The organism is Micromonospora sp. NPDC048909 (assembly GCF_040649635.1).
In the GTDB taxonomy this organism is placed as follows: domain Bacteria; phylum Actinomycetota; class Actinomycetes; order Mycobacteriales; family Micromonosporaceae; genus Micromonospora.
Map to the genome: position 1 here is coordinate 1 of NZ_JBEZFU010000020.1, position 17615 is coordinate 17615.

Consider the following 17615-nt stretch of genomic DNA (forward strand, 5'->3'; position numbering starts at 1 on the left):
CCCGGCCGCACCGTCCTCCACCCCGCGGCCGCCCCCCCGGGGGGGGGGTACCGCCGCCCCGTCGCCGCCCCGGACCCCCCCGGGCCGCGCCCCGCCCCCCCCCCCCCCCCCCGGCCCGGGGCCGAGGTGGTCGCCTGGACGAGGGCTGGTGGCGTCGAGAGTGCGGCAAACGGATGGACTCCAAGGTCCCATTCTCGATGGATTTTCTGGCGCGCCGATACACTTGACCAATGGGCGACGAGCAGGTGGCTGCGCCGACGAAGCAGCGGAGGATCAGTCAACGGGGCATCGCGACGCGAGAGCGGATCCTCGAGGCGGCGAACCGGCTGATGTTCGTGCGCGGAGTGAACGCGACGACCCTTGACGACGTCCGCGAGGCAAGTCAGACGAGCAAGTCTCAGCTTTACCACCACTTCGCCGACAAGCAGGAACTCGTGCGCGAGTTGGTCAAGTATCGAGGGGCGCTTGTGCTTCAGCGCGAGCGCGGAGGCCTCGAACGACTGAAATCGTTCTCAGGGCTGGTCCGGTGGCGTAACGCGCTGGTCCAGGCCAATTCGCTGAACAACGGCAAATACGGGTGCGGCCTCGGGTCGATGGCTGTCGAGCTGTCCGATCAAGATGAGCAGGCTCGATCGATGCTGTCGGAGACGTTTGCGGCGTGGGAAAAGCTGATCAGTGATGGTCTGCACCGGATGCGGGACAGCGGTGCACTGCGCCAGGACGCCGACCCGGAGAAGTTGGCTACGGGATTGATGGCAGCTTTGCAAGGCGGCTACTTGCTGGCGAACGCCTCACACAACGTCGCACCCATGGAAGTTGCTCTGGACATGGCGCTGGAACACATCAAATCGTTCCTCTCGGAGCCGTCCGGCGAGCCGACCCGTTAATTGAGCCCGCGCCAGGGCGCTGCGTCGGGGGACCCGCATTTGCAGGCTCGGCATCCAGCGAGCTGGGCGCTGGCCGCTGTCGGGTGAAAGTCGACGTTTCCGTCCGAGGGGTCTTGGCACGACACGACGGCCGACAGTAGATGCCGGTCGTCTTCGCCGCGGCAAGAAGGCTGCCATCGAGTCGCTCCTCGCGTCGATGGATCGCCGTGTACTGCGCCTACTGATCACTGATCATCGATGTTCCTCACGTAACCTTAACGGACTGATGGGTCCATTTCTGGGTTTGCCGTTGAGCGAGTTCAGCTGGCGGCACCCTGGTCCTAGCCGCCCCGCAATGCAGCTTACAACACCCCCGTGTGATGGTTCACAAGGGCCGAGCGGCTCTGACGACGAACGGCAAATTGGACGATCTGGTCCGCATAGGCTAGCCTGCGGAGGTACTCGATGACGGGGTGATACGCCCGGCCACAGCCCCTGCCCAGACTGCGGCTCGGCTGCTGCTGGATCCGCGTATCTGGACCGTCACTTCCAGGATCTACAGGAAGGCGCGGCTGATGGAAACCGATCGGGACCGTGTCGTCGCATCCGCCCGAGCTGTCCTTCCGGCCACTGAGCGCCGGCGCACGGACATGACCACCCGCGGCTTCACGTTCGTCGCCGATGAACCGCACAACCGCGCACTCGGCGAAGGCCCGACGCCGACGGAGTACCTCTTGATGGCGCTCGCGTCGTGCACTGCTCAGACGCTTCGGCAGTATGTCGACTATAAGTACGACACCGCCGGTGACATCACCGTCGAGATCGACTACCACGAACCCGAGCAGGAAGGCGCAGAGCGTTACCTGCAGCGCACAATCACGCTGAGCGAAGAACCTGACCCCGACGACTTGAAGGTGATGCACGACATTGCCGAGAAGTCTCCGGTGACCCTGCTGATTCAGTTCGCATGGAGCGTGAGGACCGAGTTCGTCGGGCCGCGCTGAATCAGGCCGCTCGCTGCTCGACGATCACCGCCGAGCAGTAAGCGGTTGTCGGGGATCGGCAGCCCGTGGCGCGGCAATGCCTGGTTCACGCGTACCTGACGAGCCGCGGTAATGACGGTGCGTGCGCGAGCCGTACGCGTAGAGGCCGGCGTACGTGGAGAGCAGTTCGGGATGCTGGCGGCGCAGCCAGGCGGAGAACAGGTCTCTGACGCCGCGCATCAGGTGCAGCGGCGCCGGGAGAATGCTGCCTGCCTCTGCGTCGGCCAAGGGTGCCGATCAACTCGTCGATCTGCTCGGTGCTGTCTGTCAATTCGGGCAGGATCGGCGCGACGATCACGGCGTGTGTGAGGCCGGCGTCGCGCATGGCTCGCAGTGTGATCAGCCGGGCCACGGTGGGCGGTCCGTCGGGTTCGAGCGAGCGTTGCAGTCGTCGAGGAAGGCGATGGAGCATGCCGAGCTCGACGTTGACGCGCTGAGCTGCGACAGCGAGCTGATCCAGGTCTTCCTCGTGGGTATCGCCGATTTCACCATCGCGTCGATCATGTGCGCGGTCGTCCCGACCATGAGCTCACTGATAGTCGCCCGCATCCTGCAGAGCAGCATCGCTCTCTCCGCAGCCGGCTACAGCTGGGGCAGCGCGATCAGTACTGAACCGAGGGGTCGCGTGCCCGCACTGCCGCATGTGATCTAGCTATCCATGCTGGCCCGGCCAGCTTCGGAAGGTGACGTGTGACCGAAACCAAGATGATCGGCCGAACGATCTGGATGCGGAATCTACCGGCACCGCTGCGAGCCTTTCTGCGAACTGAGTCCGGCAGCGCCGGCGTGCTCGTGGCCACCATCGTCGCCGCACTGCTCTGGGCCAACATCGACGTCGGCTCCTACGAGGCCGTCTGGCGCACCCAACTGTCCCTGCGCCTCGGGCACCTCGAGCTCTCCCGCGACCTGCACACCTGGATCAACAGCGGCTTGATGACGCTGTTCTTCCTGGTCGTCGGCCTTGAGGCGCGGCGCGAGTTCGACCTCGGCGACCTACGCGACCGGCGACGTTTCGTGTTGCCCAGCGTGGCCGGCGTGATCGGCATGCTGATCCCGGTGCTGATCTTCCTGGTGATCAACCACGGCGGGCCGGGCGCGCATGGCTGGGGCGTGGCCATGTCGACCGACACTGCTCTCGCGTTGGGCCTGCTGGCACTGCTCGGCCGGGGCGTGCCCGACCGGGTCCGGATCTTCCTGCTCACCGTGTTCGTGGTCGACGACTTGATCGCACTCATCGTCATCGCCCTGGTCTACAGCGACGACATCAAGATGATGCCGATCGTGGTGGCCGTAGCGGCGTTCGCGGTCATGCTGGCCATCCACGCAGCCGGCGTTCGACGTGGCTCGGCGTACGTGCCGGTCGCCATCGTGATGTGGGGCGCGCTGCTGGTCAGCGGAGTCGACCCGGTGGTGGCCGGACTGGCCATCGGGTTGACCGCGTTCGCCTACTCCCCCGGCCGAGCTGAGCTCGAGCAGGTCAGCGGGCTGTTCCGGTCGTTCCGTGAGCAGCCGACGCCCAAGCTCGCGCGTACGGCTTCGATCGGCCTCGCGAACACGCTATCGCCCAACGACCGCCTTCAGCGCATCTACCACCCTTGGTCCAGCTACGTCATCGTGCCGCTGTTCGGGCTCGCCAACGCTGGCATCAGCATCGACGGTCCGTTCCTGGCCCAGGCGTTCGCGTCGCCTGTCACCTGGGGCGTGCTGCTCGGGTATGTCGTCGGCAAGCCGCTCGCCGTGATCGGCACCTCGGCCGGGCTCACCTGGATCTCACACGGCCGCATCCGTCCGGCCGTGGGCTGGGCGGGCGTGCTCGGCAGCGGCACGATCGCCGGTGTCAGCTTCACGGTGTCGCTACTGATCGCCAGCCTGGCCTTCACCGGCGACCTACTGGCCGAGGCCAAAGTCGGGGTGCTCAGCGCCGCGATCGTATCCTCAGCGCTGACCTGGACCGCGTTCCGCGTCACCAACATGCTGCCCAAGGACAAGCGCACCCGGGCGCTCTTCGGCGACATGACGGAGCTGATCGACCTCATCCCAGGGGTCGACGAGAAGCACGACCACGTCCGCGGCCCAGCCGGTGCGTCGGTAACGCTGGTGCAGTACGGCGACTTCGAGTGCCCGTACTGCGGGAAGGCCGAGCCAGTCGTCCGGCAGTTGCTGGGCCACGCCGACCTGCGTTTCGTGTGGCGTCACCTGCCCCTGTCAGACGTGCACCCGCAAGCCCAGCTGGCAGCCGAGGCCGCCGAAGCAGCGGCCGCTCAGGGCAAGTTCTGGCAGATGCACGACCTGCTGCTCGACCACCAGGACAAGCTGAACATCACTGATCTAGTCACATACGCCGGTGACCTCGGTCTGGATCAGAAGCGCTTTCACGACGATCTGATAAGCCGGGCCCACGCCGGCCGCATCGAAAGCGACATCGACTCGGCTGACAACAGCGGAGTGTCCGGCACCCCGACGTTCTTCATCAACGGCCGCCGCCACTACGGCGCCTACGACATCACGACCTTGACCGCCGCCATTCGTATTGCCCGGGCCCGGGCCCGCCTCGGCCGCGAGGCACCAGCGAGCCGGAAATAAGCGCGTTCCGTTGACTCGACAGCACGCCGGTCGGCCGCTAGATCCTGCCGCGCGAACTCTTGCCTTGACGCGATGCGCGTGCGACAACGCCCGACACCCTGTTTACGACGACCTCGAGCCGTATGAACACGTGCCGGTCGCCTACCTCGATGGTGCTTACTCATACCCCCTGTCGCCGATGTCCGCGAGGATGCGCCGGGCCGCGGCTTCGTCGGCCGAGGCGACCAGCACACGCACGCCGCCCTGCTGCAACTGCGGCTCCTGCCCGCCGACGTCGTCCGCGATGTACGTCGCCCACAGGCCCTGACTTCGCAGCAGGCCCACGGCCAGTTCCGCCTCGATGCGGCTGGTGACAATCGCCACCGTGACCGGCGCACTCTCCATGACAAGAGACATTAGGCCGGTCCGGACCGAACCCAACCACGAACCGCGTTCCTGTCCGCCGGCCGCCGGACGGGTGCGAGGGTGGGGCGCGCCAAACCTGTCAGGTGGAGGTCCTACGCCCTGTACCGACGGCCGGCTCATCCGTCCTTCCCCGACGCCGGTCGACACTGGTAGGTGGAGAACTCGTCCAGCAACAATGCGCCTTCCGGCTCGATACGCCGGAAGAAGCGATCGCCGACCTGCAGCACCGGATCGCGGCCACACGGTAAACCCAGCCGAGAGCTGGTCACTGTGAACAGCCCCAGGAGGCGCGGCCCTAGGCCGGCCAGGCAGGTTCAGCCGCTAGGAGGATCGCGCCCGTCCGAAATACTCGACGCATGTCGTTAGCAGAGATGCGTCTCGCGCTCTACCTCCTCGGAACCTTGCTCTTCAACGGCTTAACCAACGCGGCTTTTTTACTGCAGGGAGCTTGGGGCGCGGCATGCCTCCCCCTGATGGGGGACCATCGTCGCAATACTGCACGGACGCGCTCAGCCACGGAGAGATACGGGACGCCCTGAGGTATCCCACGCCGACAGCACCGCAAGACTTCCGCACAGTAAGTGGTCTGCGTCGGCCCACAGCTCGCGGAACGAGCAATCAGCAGCGACATGACGCCTCCATCTGCTGTACCTAACCATGGTCCGGCTGTTCAACTGGCTCGCCCTCCTCACCAGAGGCGATGCCGCCAAGACCGTGTGCGCCGCGACCGCAGCACTTCATGCGGCAAGCTCGCTCACTCGGGGACCGGCGGGCGCGAAAGGCTGGCGGGCATAAGGTTGGCTCGACGCGGCGACCTTCGCGAGACTTGGACGGGGCAGGACATGGACCAAGGCACCCGTGACGAGGTACTCGGCCGCCTGGCTGAGGCAGTCGGGTCCGTCACAGTCGCGCACCCGACGCGGGTTGCCATCGACGGACCGCCCGCCGCAGGCAAGACCACGCTCGCCGACGAACTGGCCGTCGTCTTGCGCACACAGGGCCGCGACGTCATCCGCGCGACGATCGACGACTTCCTCTTCCCTCGGGCACAGCGCTATCCGCGCGGCGAGTACTCGGCCGAAGGCTGCTACTTCGACGCCCACGACTACGACGCGCTGAACCGGGTTCTGCTCGATCCGCTCGGCCCGGGCGGAGATCGACACTTTCAATACGCGGTCTACGACCGCACCGCGGATACTGCGCTGTCCCCGCCGGTCACTACTGCCCCCGCGGACGCCGTGCTGGTCTTCGACGGCGTCTTCCTCATGCGCCCGGAACTGATCGATCGGTGGGATCTGCGCATCTTCGTGTCGACCGCGCTCGAGAAGACCGTCGATCGTGCCGTGATCCGAGAGCGCCAGGTGTTATCTCGGGCCAAAGTCGAACGGCGCTGACGCGAGCGTTACATCCCCTCCCAGCAGTTCTACTTCGCTACGGTCCACCCGACCGATCACGCCGATATCATCGTGCACAACGACGAGCCCCAGCAGCCGCTCTGGGAGACCCGAACACACTGACCGCACTCAATTCGGCAGGTGCTCACTCCGGCCGAGTCAGCACGCCGTGACGTCGCGTAGCACGCGGGATCGTGGCAGATCGGGATGCCGCCGGCCGGCGAACATACTGTGCTCTGGCACACTCTGCGGCGTGTTGACCACCATCACCCTACGAAACGTCGGCGCCGCCGCCATCGTGGTTGGACTACTCGTCGCCGTGCTTACCCTCGGCACCACCACCGACCGTCCATTCATCCTGGCCGGGCTGCTCGTCCTCGTCGGTACTGGCCTACGGTTGGAGGCTGCCGTCCGCGCCCGAAACACACGCCACCAGGGCAGCGGCCACTGATCTTCACGGCAGTACACGCAATATCGCCATGTGGTTACGACCGAAGCAGCCAGATCGGCCTGACTCCGCGCCGGGGCGCTGCCCGCCCCTCCACTATGTCCCGTGACGCCCGATCGGCGGCATGAGCGCCGCCTCAACTTGACCAGCAATCATCCCGCCGCGGATCGGGGCGGCACTCAAGGGCATCGGATCTTGCGGACGGCGCCGTCACATCCTGTCGAGTGCACCGCCAATACCAGAGCTGTCAAGGGCTGCGGTGGTGGGTCTCCGAGGGAGAGTCGGCGTGCGTGGCAGCGGCACTCGTCCTTGACGCAGGCGTTGGGGTGACGAAGGTTGTCGTGTCGGTCTTGGTCAGGGTTGAGCACCGCGCCGCGCCACGAACTCCAGGAAATCTGTCCCGCGATGATCACCTGTGCGGTTGAGTCGGTCCGGAGCCCGCGCAGCGCCTCCGACACAGGTCGCGCGGGGGATACCGAACCCGGCCGGGTGCCGATAGTGTCCACGGGTCGCACCGCCCGTTCATCCGGAGGACTCCGTCATGAGGTTCGGACTTCCGTGGCTGCCCCGAACGGTGGCCACCGTGCTGCTTCTTCTCGGAGGGGTCGGCGTGCCCGCCGCGTCCGCCTCGGCGACGCCGGCGGGTCCGGACCTCACCGTCGACCTGGCCGGCGCGACGATTCCGCTGGGGGTCACGAAGAAGACCCTTCACCTGAAGCTCAGCAACCGGGGCGACGCGACCCCGACCCGGGTCGTCGTCCGGGTCGACGCGTCGGATCTGGACAGGTTCGATTTCAGGATTTCGCTCTGGCCGACCGGCGGGCTGGCTGAGTGCGACGGCGATTTCTCCGGCTGGTACTGCGACCTGCTGCCGGATCAGCTTCCGGGGCCGGGCGAGACGATGGAGCTTCCCGTCCTCGCCACCGTCCAGACCGGAGAGCCCCTCGCGGGCCGGATCAAGGTGACGGTCGATGTCAAACCGGTCGACACGAATCCGGCCGACAACACGAAGTGGTTCCCGATCGAAGTGGTGGATCACCCCGAAGCCGACCTTTCGGTGGTCGCACCGGACGTGACACAGTCGGTGAAGATCGCTGCCGACGGCAGCCTCGAATCCACCGGCACGCTGAATCCGGGCGAGACGGGCGCGGTGCGCTACACGATCGCCAACCAGGGGCGGGAGCCGGTCGATGGCGTCAAGGTCGAGCTGCGCGTGCCCACGGGCGCGACGTTCACCAGGCCACCGGGTGAATGCGTCCTCGGTGACGCCGGGCGTACGGCGGTCTGCACCTACGACCGACTGGCCCTCGTTCCTGTCGACCAGGACACCGACCCGAACGACCAGCTCCACTCCGCCGTCGAGCTGTACCACCTGGTGACGGTGCCGGCCGCCACGAAGGCGCCGGTCACGTTGCGAGACGGGACCATCCGGGTCGAGGGCCTGAGCCAGCCGCGGTCGGACCGTTCCGGCCCGGCGCTGAGCGACCTTCCCACGAACGCCATCGCCGTACCGGCGGTCGACGTGGACGACAGCGACAACCAGGACGGGTTCGCGGTCGTGGTGGCCGCGAACAGCAGCGGCGGAGGTAGCGGCGGCGATCCCGGTGACGGTGGTGGCGCTGGTGGTGGCGGCAGCTTGCCGATTACCGGGCCCCAGGCCGGGCTGACCGCCGGGACAGGCCTCGCCATGCTGCTGGGTGGCGGCGTGCTGCTGCTCCTGACCCGACGGCGCCGGGCCATCCGGTGACCCTCGACGGGTGATCGGTGTTGGCAGTGCGCAACTGGCCCGTCAGGAGCCCGAGCCGGAACGCGGGCGCCGGCCTGACCAGGGGCGAAACCACGACCGACAGAGCGGACGCCACCACCAGTGGACAAGCGAAGCGCCCGTAGGCGAACACCCAGCGGGGACGTCGACGAGAGGGCCAGGCGACCGTCGACGCCGCCGGCGGGGAGGTTTGCCGCGAACGGCCGTCGATCCTCCCCGACGGGAAGCACAGGACTCGCGCTGGCCTCCCGCTGGCGAAAAGATCGTGGACGCATTAGAGACTTTCGTGAAACGTGGTGCGGCAGACGGAACACCCGCAAACCCGGCCGGCCCGAGATTCCGGCCCTCATGATCTTCCCTGAGGCTCTTTCAACCTCGGAGATGCTGCTCCTCGACGAGTAGCAGGACGACGATCGTGTGGGCAGGGCGGCGGCGCGGCCCAAGCTCGTCGGCCACGCCAGCGGCGACGACAATGCTGGCATGTCTCGACACGACGCTTGGTGGGCTGCGCTGAGCCCGCAGCTGTAGGCCCGGATCGGCGAGCTGTTGTGCGCACGCCGGCTGATCATGGCCGTTGTCCTGCTGCGGTATAGCTGACCGCAACCACCACAGGGGCCTGTAGGTCCAGCCGCCGCACCCGATCGTTACCGCTCTGACACCATGGTGTGGGCGTGATCGTCATCCAGCGGGTACGCGTGCGATCGAGCGCCGCTGGCCGCGGCGCTCCACACCCCAACGCCCGTCGATGGCTCAACCGCCCGGTGATACTTCCTGCGCCGCTGCCAACCGGCGATGTCGTAGCCCATGACATCCTGGCCGCTGAGGCCACCGGGTACGCACGCCGCAGCGACGTACTGACCGGCGGGGCGTGAGCATCGCCCGCAGTCTCACTTTGTGGCTCACCTTCGACGGCTCGGCGGTCACCGTCGAACGCCTGCCCGGCGGGGCGGCGTTTCTCAACTGGGCGTGTCGAGCACGACGCGACCGTCACGGAGCGGACCCGTTATGCCCGGTGTGCCACAGCGCTAAGGCCCAACCTCCTAACCAGCAGAACAGGCCGGACCCAGACGTTCAGGCGGATCTAAAAGGGCTCAGTCGGCTTACCAGCGGGAGCTCGACGCTTGCTCATGCCCCGCATTGGGCTGCCTGGCCATGAGTGCCATGTCCGAGGCCCCCGCGGGGGAATACCTCCCTGAGATACCGGTCGCGCTCGCCTCATCTCGGTTCCGGTGTGGACAAATTCGGTGACGCCGGGGTGGTGGCGACGATGGGCGGCGCCATCGACGTGCACAGACCTCTTGACCATGGCCTAGTGATCGCTAACATGGGGAGCACACACGTGCAGTAGCGCTCTCACCACCGACAAGGCGCAGTCCTGCCTGAGCTAATGCCTCGCCATCGTCTGCCAACCCGCCCACCAATGCGCCGCGATGTTAGCGCGAACATTTCCCTCCTGGCGGTGGGGTGGCCGGTGTGTCCCGTCCCGGCCAGCGACCTGGTCACAGCCCAGAACAAGGAGAGTGACGTGAGCAAGCAGTTCTCCCGGCGGAACCTGTTGCGCATTGGCGCTTTGGCGGCCGCCGCCCCGGCCGCGATGACCCTCGCGCCAACCGCGCCCGCATTCGGTTCGGGCGGCACCCACGGCGACCGAGGCGGCGCCGGAAGCAAACACCCGCGACCGGGCTGGGAAGCCGCCAACTGGCGGGTCAAGCCCTTCGCGCTGAACCAGGTCGCCCTGCGCGACGGCATCTTCCAGCAGAAGCGCGACCGGATGCTCAACTACGCTCGGAACTACCCCGGCACCGGCGGTGTTTTCGACGGGCCGGACCGCATGCTGCACCTGTTCCGGGTCAACGCCGGCCTGTCCGCTCCCGGGACCTGGCCGGGTGGTTGGGACACCCCCAACCACCTCCTGCGCGGCCACTTCACCGGTCACTACCTGACGATGCTGTCGCAATGTTGGGCCGACACCGGCGAGGAGGTCTTCCTCGACAAGCTCGACTACCTGGTCGAGGAACTGGGCAAATGTCAACGGGCGCTGGACGCCCGACCGGTGGGTCGGGTGCCGGGCCGTTCGGGCAAGGCGGTACGGCTCAGCGACCCGCACCCCAACCAGTACGTCCTGCTGCCCACGGGCATCCTGGCGGACGTCGCGGACGTCACCATCGCGGCCTGGGTGAACCTCGTGGCGGCGCAGAACAACGCCAAGATCTTCAGCTTCGGCACGGGTGCCAACGTCCACCTCTCGCTGACCGCGCGGGTCTCGGCGACCAACCCCGGTCCGCGTTTCGCGATCACCAACAGCGGCACCAGCGCCGAGCAGCGGATCACCGGCGACAGCGTTCCCGTCCCGGTCGGTCAGTGGGCGCACGTCGCGGTCACCCTCTCCGCCGCGGACGGCACCGGTCGGCTCTACGTCGACGGGGTCGAGGCCGGCACGGCCGCCATCACGCTTACCCCGGCGAGCCTCGGTGCGACCGGCAACAACTGGATCGGGCGCGGGCAAAGCAACAACGACCCGCTGCTGAACACGTCGGTCGACGACTTCCGGATTTATCGTCGGGCGCTGAGCGGGACCGAGGTGCAGGCGCTCGCCGCTGAACAGGCATCGGCCCCGGCCGCGTCCCCGGCGGACCTGGTCACCTGGTACCGCTTCGACACCGACGGCGAGACCGCCCGCGACCACTCGGGCAACCGGCGGGACGCGAGGATCATCGGCACCAGCTACCGCGGTTTCCTCGCCGCGTTCCCGGAGGGCCAGTTCAGCCGCCTCGAGCCGCCGACACTGCAGCCCAACAGCGGACCGAACGCGGTCTGGGCGGTCTGGTACACCTGCCACAAGATCATGCGAGGGCTGCTCAACGCGTACCACCTGACCGGCAACGAGGAGGCCCTCGACATCGCCTTCCGGATGGGCGACTGGGCCCACCAGCGGCTCAGCCGGTACAGCCAGGATGAGCTGGATCGAATGTGGAACATCTACAGCGCGGGCGAGGCCGGGTCGATGAACGAGGTGATGGCGGAACTCTCGGCGCTGGCCCACGGCTCCAAGAAGCGGGCGCAATACCTGGCGACGGCAAAGGCTTTCACCTTCACCACCCTCTTCGACGCCTCCCTCGCCGAGCGGGACGAGCTCAACGGGCGTCACGCCAACCAGTACATGGCGCCGAACATCGGCTACCTGCGGATCTTCGAGCGGACCGGGGACCGGGACTTCCACGTCGCGGCCAAGCACTTCTGGTCGATGGTGGTGCCGCACCGCACCTTCAGCAACGGCGGTGCCGGCCGGAGCGAACACTTCGGCCCGCGCGGCGTCATCACGGCCGGATTCACCTCATCATCGGACCCGAGACACGCCGAGACCTGCTGCGCCTACAACATGCTGCGACTGACCCGGAACCTTTTCTTCCACGACCCGGATCCGGCCTACATGGACTTCTACGAGAAGGCCCTGCACAACCAGATCCTCAGCTCGCGTCGGGACGTGGACAGCGTGACCAGCACCGAGGTGACGTACCACCAGAACATGTGGCCGGGCCGCTCGCGCCGGATCGGCAACACCGTCGAATACAGCCGGTACGGCGGCAACGGCAGTTGCTGCAACGGCACCGGCCTGGAGAGCCACACCAAGTACCAGGAGACCGTCTACCTCCATTCGGCCGACGAGTCGACGCTCTATGTGAACCTCTTCATCGCCTCGACCCTCACCTGGCGCGACCGGGGTTTCGTCATCACCCAGGAGACGCGGTACCCGACCGAGGGGTCGAGCCGGCTCCGCTTCGAGCAGGGCGGCGGGCGGTTGAAGGTCCGGCTGCGGGTGCCGTCGTGGGCGACGCAGGGCTACACGGTACGGGTGAACGGGCGCCCCCAGCGGCTGGAGGCCAAGCCCGGCAGCTACGTCACCGTCGACCGGCGCTGGAACCGCGGCGACACGATCGACATCGACATGCCGATGAGCTTCCGGGTGGAGAAGGCCCTCGACGACAAGTCGGTCCAGTCGATCATGTACGGCCCGACCCTGATGGTGGTCCGCGACGCGACGCCGAGCTACCGCGAGTTCAGCTTCTATCGCGACCTCAAGCTCAACGGCGATCTGGCCAGTTCGATCCGATCGACCGACGTGTCGATGCACTTCACCACGCACGGCTACACGCTGGCGCCGTATTACATCTCCGACCCGGTGCCCGGCGAGTTCAACGCCTACCACCCGTACGTCAAGCGGATCGAGCCCGAGGTGGTCTTCGGCACAGTCGGGTCCGGAGTGCCCAACGACGGCGCACGCGACGAGAACGGCGAGACCTTCCTCGACCGGGTCTGGGCGGAGGCACCGTTCGCCAGCCACTGGCACTTCCTCAACCGGGTGCGGCAGGTTTCGGCCGAGTGGGTGACCGCCGGCCGGCACACCGAGGAACAGCGGCAGGCGATCCTCGACGCCGCCACCCAGGCGCGGCGCGACCTGGACGGCTGAACGTCGTCGCGCGGGGCCGGTCCGGGGCGGTGTCACCGTCCGGGCCGGCCCCGCGCTGCGGCCAACCCACCCCGAGGCTGCGGCGACGGCCGTGTTCAGGAACGCCATCCGTCACATCCTGTCGGGGTGCACCGCCGATACCAGAGCTATTCTAGTGCTAGAGTACGGCCGTGGAGTTGACTCCCGCTGAGCTGACCGTGTTGGGCCTGGTCATCGAACGGCCGCAGCACGGTTACGACCTGGAGCAGGTGATCGAGCAGCGCGGCATACGGCAGTGGACCGACATCGGGTTCTCCTCGATCTACTACCTGCTCACCAAGCTGGAGCAGCGCGGCCTGCTCCATGTCCCGGAGGCTCCGGCCGCCGCCAAATCCCGGCGCGTCTTCCACGCCACCACCGAGGGCCGCCGGGTTGCGGCACGTAACGCGCTGGCCTTCGTCGCTGAGGCACGACCAGTCCCACACCCACTGCTGGTCGGCGTCGCCAACCTGTCCCTGCTCTCGACGCAGCAGTACGCACAGGCACTGCGCACCCGGCTGGCGCAGCTCGAAGCCCGGATCGCCGCAGTCCGGGCGGCGCAGCAGGCACAAGCCACCCTCCCGCTCGCAGCGCGTGAGGTGTTCTCCTACTCCCTGAGCCTCATGGACGCAGAAAGGCAGTGGCTCGCCACCCGAGTCCAGGTGCCCCATGACCAAGAAGACCGACGACAAGATTGACTTCAAGAAGACCCTTGACGCCTACCGAGCGCAACGAGGCCGGTTCCGGATAGTCGACGTACCCGACATGCAGTACCTCATGACCGACGGCCACGGCGACCCCAACACCTCGCCCGCCTTCACCGAGGCGGTCGAAGCGCTCTACCCAGTGGCGTACAAGCTGAAGTTCGCCAGCAAGCGTGACCTCGGGCGCGACTATGTCGTCCCGCCGCTGGAAGGCCTGTGGTGGGCCGAGGACATGGCTGACTTCACAGTGGCACGGGACAAGTCGCGGTGGGACTGGACGCTGATGCTCATGGTCCCCGACTGGATCAACCAGACCATGTTCACCACCGCCGTCGAGCAAACCGGTGCCAAGCACCGGCCGGCGCGTCTCGACGAAGTCCGCCTCCAAACGCTGTCCGAGGGGCGGTGCGTGCAGACGCTGCACATCGGTTCCTTCGACGACGAGGCCGATGTCCTCGCACAACTGCATCATGGGTTCATCCCCGGCAACGGGCTTCGCATGGCCGGAACACACCACGAGATCTACCTCAGCGACTATCGCAAGGTCGCACCCGACAAGCAGCGCACCATCCTCAGACAGCCAGTCACCATCGACACCGAGGTGTGAGGGGGAGCATGGCCGACGCCCAGTGTGCAGATGTCGACGCCGGACGCTCCCGAACTGCTCCCCCGCTTGGGTGGCCGCCGGTTGAACCAGCGGCCGGTAGGTTTGGCCGCCGGATCTTCGGTCGCCGAACGTGCTGGCGCGGGTGTTGTGTAAGCCATCCGGCCCCGCCGTGGGCTCGATCTGGTTGATCGAGACTCGGGCGGGGCCGGACGGCCTGGGTGCTGCTGGTGAAGATCCCGCCGGGCGGCAGGGTGGCAACGTTCTGGACGACCGTGGACTCCGTGAGGTGGACCATGCCGTCGTTGTAGATGCCACCGGCGAGCGAATTCCCGCCCGCGGCCTTGTTCTGGTCGACATGGCTGCGCCACAGCACGACAGTGCCGCTACCGACGTAGATGCCGCCCCCGTGCTCGTTGCGGACGGTGTTCTGCTTCGGTCATCACGGCCGCCGAACGGCTGGGGCACGGAAACGCCTTGGTCCTCATGGGCGCCTGATGCCGGACTCCGAGGAGCACACCCGCCGCGTCGTTCGACGAGCATGGGCCCCTCCCCCGGTGTGCCTCAGAGCGAGGAGACGATCTTCTGACGTGCGGGAACCGGCTGGATCTTCCGCACGCTGTGAGTGACGCCGACGCAGGCCGCCGTAGGGCCTGGCCAGGCGAGCACCCCGATCAGGCTCGCCAGCAGGGAGCTGACGAAAAGCACATCGGCTGCTCCAACCCGCTCCCCCAACCGGCCTGGCACCGGGCCCCCGACCGCCGCCCCGAACGCCGCGCCTCGTCAGCGGCAAATGAGTACGCACGACCTGCAAGGCCTCCACCTGGTGGCAGGCCGGCTGGTCGTCCGGGGTCAGCGGGTCAGCGGGACGCGTCTCGTCGGCGTGCAGCGGCCGGGGCATGATGATCGGATTCGCAGCGATCCGCGCTGATCGGCACGAGCGAGCGCTCGAGGGCCTGGTCGGCGATCGAGCGAAGTGTACGGACGGTGGTGAGGGTTCAGCAGGCAGCGCGCACGATCTCCCGCGCCGCCTGGGCGAGCTTCTCGTCGTGCGGCCGGCCCAGCTCACGCGCGAACTCAATGGTCCGGTCGAGCAGCGCCAGCGCCTCGTCATAGCGACCCGCCGCGCGGCACGTCTCGGCGTACGTGTGCAGGAAGTCGACCTCCAACTGGACCTCGGCCAGCGGCTCCAGCAGCTCGAAGGTGCGCCGGTGGTGTTCGAGCGCCTTCTCGGGTGAACCCATGATCCGCAGCGCGACACCGAGATAGTTGTGGCACCACGCCTGGTTGTGTTGAAGATTGTTCTGCTCGGACAGCTGTAACGCGTTCTGCAGCGTTCGCAGCGACTCCGCCGGGTCGTCCGGTGCCAGTGCGACACCGAGGGTGACCAGCCCGGTGATCTGTGCAGGCCCGTCCGCCAGGGCGACGGATGCCCGGGCGAGTTCGACGGCTTCACTGTGCCGCCCGAGGTGAAGTGTCACCCAGCCGTCGAAGGCCAGCGCCTGGGATTGCCCGGCGGGGCGTCCGATCTTCTCGAACAGCGTGCGTGCCCGCCTGAACTGCGCCTGCGCCGCTTCGAGGTCACCCAGATCCCGGCGTACGAAGCCGATGCGCAGAGCCAGAGCAGCTGCGACATCATCGTCCGGCCCGGACTGCTCCGCCAGTTCGTAGGCAGCGAGCGCCTCGGTGAGGCGTCCGGCGGCGGCGCGGGCGTAGCCGAGGTCGGCGAGCAGCGAAGCCCGCTGCTGGTCGCGGCCGAGACGTGCCGCGGCGGCCGCGGCGGCTTCGAGCAGTCGTGCCTGGTCGTCGGTTCCGCGGTGCCGGAAAAACCAGACCCGCATGGCCTGCGGCAGTTCGGCCACCACCTCGTCCACGCCGAGCCGCACGGCGGCGTCGAAGTAGGCCACCAGATTGACGTACTCGAGGTCGAACCAGCCCAGGGCCTTCGCCGGATCGCCCGGCGAGGGTTGGCCACGGTGCGGGGAGGGCAGTGTCTGATCGTGAGCGACGGCCTGCGCCAGATAGTGGCTCAGGACCCGGCGCAGAGCGGCTTCGGCCTCCGGCTCCTCGGCGGCGGCGATGTCCGCCGCGTACTGCCGGATCAGGTCATGCATCCGGTACCGCCCGGGTGAGGGCTCCTGGACCAGGTGGGCGTCGACCAACTCCTCCAGCCCCGCGCCGACCCGGTCGGGCGGCATGTCGGTGAGGGCGCCCGCCACCGCCGCGTCGAAGTCGGCGCCCGGCAGGACGCCCAGCAGCCGGAACATGCGGCGCTGGACCGCGTCGAGCTGCTGCAGCGACATGGCGAACACGGAGTCGAGGCGGCTGGGGGTGGCGCGCAGTCGCTCGGCCAGCACCGCCACCGTCCAGCCTGGACGGTGACAGAGCCGCGCGCCCGCCATCCGTAGCGCCAGCGGGAGCCCGCCGCACTGCCGCAGCACCTGGCTGACCGCTTCCTCTTCGGTGAGCGCCAGCCCGGCTGCCCGGCCGAACAGGTGCGCCGCGTCGGCGTCGGCCAGTGGCTCCAGCGACACCGGCGGCACCCCGTCCAGGCTCACCAGCCGGTGGCGGCTGGTGACCAGGACCGCGGATTTCCCCGCGCCGGGGAGCAGCGGGCGCACCTGCTCCGCGTCGACCGCGTTGTCGAGCAGGACGAGCGCCCGCCGGCGGGACAACTCCGACCGCCAGAGCGCCGCGCGTTCGGCGGTGCCGGCTGGGGGGTGCGCGATATCCAACGCGCCCAGTAACCGGCCCAGCGCGGCATGCGGCTCCAGCGGCTCCTGGCCCGGGGTGAAGCCGTTCAGGTCGACGTAGAGCCCGCCGTCCGGGAACGTGGGGGCGAGCCGATGAGCCACGTGCACGGCGAGGCTGGTCTTGCCCACGCCGGCCATGCCGTCGATCGCGGCCGCGCCGACGGTGCACAGCAGCTCTTCGACCAGCGCGGACTCTGCCTCCCGGCCGGTGAAGTCGAACAGGTCGGCTGGCAGGTCGTTGCGGCGCGGGGTGGGCGCCGCGCCGGCTCTGGCCGCCTCGGCCCAGACCGCGCGCAGTGGCCGGGGATCGCGGCCCACGGCCCGGCACAACGCCACGACGGCCTCCCATGGCGGCACGAGCTGACCGCTCAGGTACCGCGACAGCGAGGAGCTGCTGAGACCCGTCTGGCGAGCGAGCGCGCGAAGGCTGAGCCCGCTCAGCTCCTTGATCCGGGCGAGCTGAGCCACCAGTCGCTCCTGGGGGCTGGACACGTGCAACACCGTACCCGTCCCGGTCCGCGCTAACGGATCGGCGGCGGGTTTGCGCTGCTAGACGGGGTTTTA

General features: G+C 67.9%; 11 protein-coding genes and 2 pseudogenes. 10 read left to right on the forward strand and 3 right to left on the reverse strand.

Annotated elements, in window-relative coordinates; translation table 11 throughout:
• Positions 1-230 precede the first annotated feature (230 nt).
• Positions 231-887 (forward strand): TetR/AcrR family transcriptional regulator, encoded by a 657-nt coding sequence (locus tag AB0C04_RS30885; RefSeq protein ID WP_357061621.1) that lies wholly within the window; start codon positions 231-233, stop codon positions 885-887.
• Positions 888-901: 14 nt separating this feature from the next.
• On the opposite strand, the pseudogene AB0C04_RS30890 reads toward AB0C04_RS30885, so the two are convergent.
• Positions 902-1047, reverse strand: a pseudogene (locus tag AB0C04_RS30890) (Ada metal-binding domain-containing protein); the annotation flags it as partial.
• Between the two features lie 394 nt (positions 1048-1441).
• On the opposite strand from AB0C04_RS30890, the gene AB0C04_RS30895 reads away from it, so the two are divergent.
• The 3 genes from AB0C04_RS30895 (at position 1442) to nhaA (ending at position 4492) form a co-directional block, all read left to right on the forward strand.
• Positions 1442-1870, forward strand: coding sequence for an OsmC family protein (locus tag AB0C04_RS30895; protein WP_357061624.1), 429 nt, complete (start codon positions 1442-1444; stop codon positions 1868-1870).
• A gap of 241 nt (positions 1871-2111) precedes the next feature.
• Positions 2112-2561, forward strand: coding sequence for a hypothetical protein (locus tag AB0C04_RS30900; RefSeq protein WP_357061626.1), 450 nt, complete (start codon positions 2112-2114; stop codon positions 2559-2561).
• A 38-nt stretch (positions 2562-2599) separates the two neighbouring features.
• Complete coding sequence (nhaA, locus tag AB0C04_RS30905; protein WP_357061629.1) at positions 2600-4492, forward strand: Na+/H+ antiporter NhaA; 1893 nt, start codon at positions 2600-2602, stop codon at positions 4490-4492.
• 156 nt (positions 4493-4648) lie between these two features.
• Here the strand turns inward: nhaA and AB0C04_RS30910 are convergent, their stop codons facing one another.
• On the reverse strand, positions 4649-4876 hold the full coding sequence (locus AB0C04_RS30910; RefSeq protein WP_357061632.1) for a DUF2007 domain-containing protein: 228 nt from the start codon (positions 4874-4876) through the stop codon (positions 4649-4651).
• Between the two features lie 863 nt (positions 4877-5739).
• Here AB0C04_RS30910 and AB0C04_RS30915 point away from each other — a divergent pair.
• The 6 genes and pseudogenes from AB0C04_RS30915 to AB0C04_RS30940 all read left to right on the forward strand — a co-directional run bounded on the left by AB0C04_RS30915 (position 5740) and on the right by AB0C04_RS30940 (position 14301).
• A pseudogene (locus tag AB0C04_RS30915) lies at positions 5740-6414 on the forward strand (cytidylate kinase family protein).
• 130 nt (positions 6415-6544) lie between these two features.
• Positions 6545-6742: a hypothetical protein gene (locus AB0C04_RS30920; protein WP_357061634.1), complete on the forward strand. Its 198-nt coding sequence runs from the start codon at positions 6545-6547 to the stop codon at positions 6740-6742.
• A 538-nt stretch (positions 6743-7280) separates the two neighbouring features.
• Positions 7281-8486: a hypothetical protein gene (locus AB0C04_RS30925; RefSeq protein ID WP_357061636.1), complete on the forward strand. Its 1206-nt coding sequence runs from the start codon at positions 7281-7283 to the stop codon at positions 8484-8486.
• Between the two features lie 1543 nt (positions 8487-10029).
• Positions 10030-12972, forward strand: coding sequence for a beta-L-arabinofuranosidase domain-containing protein (locus AB0C04_RS30930; RefSeq protein ID WP_357061638.1), 2943 nt, complete (start codon positions 10030-10032; stop codon positions 12970-12972).
• A gap of 170 nt (positions 12973-13142) precedes the next feature.
• Entirely contained in the window at positions 13143-13688 is a 546-nt protein-coding gene (locus AB0C04_RS30935) for a PadR family transcriptional regulator (RefSeq protein ID WP_357061641.1), read from the forward strand.
• A complete protein-coding gene (locus AB0C04_RS30940; protein WP_357061645.1) occupies positions 13660-14301 on the forward strand; it encodes a GyrI-like domain-containing protein in 642 nt (213 codons plus the stop codon). The genes AB0C04_RS30935 and AB0C04_RS30940 overlap by 29 nt, the downstream gene beginning before the upstream one ends.
• Before the next feature lie 995 nt (positions 14302-15296).
• Here the strand turns inward: AB0C04_RS30940 and AB0C04_RS30945 are convergent.
• A complete protein-coding gene (locus AB0C04_RS30945) occupies positions 15297-17543 on the reverse strand; it encodes a helix-turn-helix domain-containing protein (protein WP_357061648.1) in 2247 nt (748 codons plus the stop codon).
• Between the last annotated feature and the right edge of the window lie 72 nt (positions 17544-17615).